This is a genomic window from Shewanella sp. SR44-4, assembly GCF_014163715.1.
GTDB lineage: Bacteria > Pseudomonadota > Gammaproteobacteria > Enterobacterales > Shewanellaceae > Shewanella.
Genome location: NZ_JACJDU010000099.1, coordinates 1 through 2,458, shown reverse-complemented (window position 1 = coordinate 2,458; position 2,458 = coordinate 1). Strand labels below are relative to the sequence as shown.

The window sequence follows — 2,458 nt, the reverse complement described above, 5'->3', positions numbered from 1 at the left end:
GAGACCGTGACTGCGTACCTTTTGTATAATGGGTCAGCGACTTACATTTTGTAGCGAGGTTAAGCGAATAGCGGAGCCGTAGGGAAACCGAGTGTTAACTGCGCGTTTAGTTGCAAGGTGTAGACCCGAAACCGAGTGATCTAGCCATGGGCAGGTTGAAGGTTGAGTAACATCAACTGGAGGACCGAACCGACTTATGTTGAAAAATGAGCGGATGACTTGTGGCTGGGGGTGAAAGGCCAATCAAACTCGGAGATATCTGGTTCTCCTCGAAAGCTATTTAGGTAGCGCCTCGAGCGAATACCATTGGGGGTAGAGCACTGTTAAGGCTAGGGGGTCATCCCGACTTACCAACCCTTTGCAAACTCCGAATACCAATGAGTACTACTCGGGAGACAGACAGCGGGTGCTAACGTCCGTTGTCAAAAGGGAAACAACCCAGACCGTCAGCTAAGGTCCCAAAGTGTATGTTAAGTGGGAAACGATGTGGGAAGGCTTAGACAGCTAGGATGTTGGCTTAGAAGCAGCCATCATTTAAAGAAAGCGTAATAGCTCACTAGTCGAGTCGGCCTGCGCGGAAGATTTAACGGGGCTAAACATACCACCGAAGCTACGGGTGCATTTCTTAGGAAGTGCGCGGTAGAGGAGCGTTCTGTAAGCGGTTGAAGGTGAAGGGGTAACCCACACTGGACGTATCAGAAGTGCGAATGCTGACATGAGTAACGATAAAGGGAGTGAAAAACTCCCTCGCCGGAAGACCAAGGGTTCCTGTCCAACGTTAATCGGGGCAGGGTGAGTCGACCCCTAAGGTGAGGCCGAAAGGCGTAATCGATGGGAAACAGATTAATATTTCTGTACTTCCGCTAACTGCGATGGAGAGACGGAGAAGGCTAGGCTAGCGCGGCGTTGGTAGTCCGCGTTTAAGGTGGTAGGTTGATTTCTTAGGCAAATCCGGGAAATCGTACTTTAATGTACAGGCTGAGAGCTGATGACGAGTCACTAAGGTGATGAAGTAGTTGATGCCATGCTTCCAGGAAAATCTTCTAAGCTTCAGGTTAGCGGGAATCGTACCCCAAACCGACACAGGTGGTCGGGTAGAGAATACCAAGGCGCTTGAGAGAACTCGGCTGAAGGAACTAGGCAAAATGGTACCGTAACTTCGGGAGAAGGTACGCTCTTGTTGGTGATGAGACTTGCTCTCTAAGCTGACGGGAGTCGCAGATACCAGGTGGCTGCAACTGTTTATCAAAAACACAGCACTGTGCAAAATCGCAAGATGACGTATACGGTGTGACGCCTGCCCGGTGCCGGAAGGTTAATTGATTGGGTTATCTTCGGAGAAGCTCATGATCGAAGCCCCGGTAAACGGCGGCCGTAACTATAACGGTCCTAAGGTAGCGAAATTCCTTGTCGGGTAAGTTCCGACCTGCACGAATGGCGTAATGATGGCCACGCTGTCTCCAGCCGAGACTCAGTGAAGTTGAAATTGCGGTGAAGATGCCGTATACCCGCGGCTAGACGGAAAGACCCCGTGAACCTTTACTATAGCTTGGCACTGAACATTGAACCTACATGTGTAGGATAGGTGGGAGACTTTGAAGCTTGGACGCTAGTCTGAGTGGAGTCAATCTTGAAATACCACCCTTGTAGTTTTGATGTTCTAACTCTGGCCCCTTATCGGGGTTGAGGACAGTGCCTGGTGGGTAGTTTGACTGGGGCGGTCTCCTCCCAAAGAGTAACGGAGGAGCACGAAGGTTGGCTAAGTACGGTCGGACATCGTACGGTTAGTGCAATGGCATAAGCCAGCTTAACTGCGAGACATACACGTCGAGCAGGTACGAAAGTAGGTCATAGTGATCCGGTGGTTCTGAATGGAAGGGCCATCGCTCAACGGATAAAAGGTACTCCGGGGATAACAGGCTGATACCGCCCAAGAGTTCATATCGACGGCGGTGTTTGGCACCTCGATGTCGGCTCATCACATCCTGGGGCTGAAGTCGGTCCCAAGGGTATGGCTGTTCGCCATTTAAAGTGGTACGCGAGCTGGGTTCAGAACGTCGTGAGACAGTTCGGTCCCTATCTGCCGTGGGCGTTGGATGATTGAAGGGAGCTGCTCCTAGTACGAGAGGACCGGAGTGGACGAACCGCTGGTGTTCGGGTTGTCATGCCAATGGCATTGCCCGGTAGCTACGTTCGGAATCGATAACCGCTGAAAGCATCTAAGCGGGAAGCGAGCCCTAAGATGAGTCATCCCTAGAGCTTTAAGCTCTCTAAAGGGCCGTAGGAGACTACTACGTTGATAGGCAAGGTGTGTAAGCGTTGTGAGGCGTTGAGCTAACTTGTACTAATGACCCGTGAGGCTTAACCATACAACCCAGATGGGTTTTACTGATACGACTTAGTATTAGAATGAGGCGCTTAAACAGTGGTCATAAAATGCTCCATGCGTTTATGACAT

The 2,458-nt window shown here is 50.8% G+C and carries 1 rRNA gene; it reads left to right on the top strand.

Features of this window, described 5'->3' with window-relative positions:
• A 23S ribosomal RNA gene (locus tag H5125_RS21505) occupies positions 1-2,369 on the top strand; the annotation flags it as partial.
• Positions 2,370-2,458: the final 89 nt, after the last annotated feature.